1 protein-coding gene is annotated in these 255 nt (G+C 69.0%); it reads right to left on the bottom strand.

The features are described from left to right. Positions 1-255: Ig-like domain-containing protein (locus tag AC1MIR_RS27905; RefSeq protein WP_480031422.1), on the bottom strand; the 255-nt coding region annotated here is incomplete at both ends.

The following is a 255-nucleotide window of genomic DNA, read 5'->3' as shown; positions in this document are numbered from 1 at the left end:
CCACCAGCGCGAAGGTCAGCGTGTCGCCGTCCACGTCCTCCGCCAGGCCCGCGACGGAGCCGTTCAGGCTGCCGTCCTCGGCGACCGTCCGCGTGTCGTCCGAGACGGTCGGCGCGTCGTTGACCGGTGTGACGTCGATCTCGACGGTGCCGGTGTTGCTGTCGGCGGTGCCGTCATTGGCCTTGAACTGGAAGCTGACGGTGCCGTTGAAGTCGGCCGGCGGGGCGTAGCTGTAGCTGCCGTCCTCGTTGAAGG

Source organism: Falsiroseomonas sp. RANM36, assembly GCF_056682175.1.
Note: the sequence above shows the minus strand (reverse complement) of the source record. Positions and strands in the feature narration are given on the sequence as shown.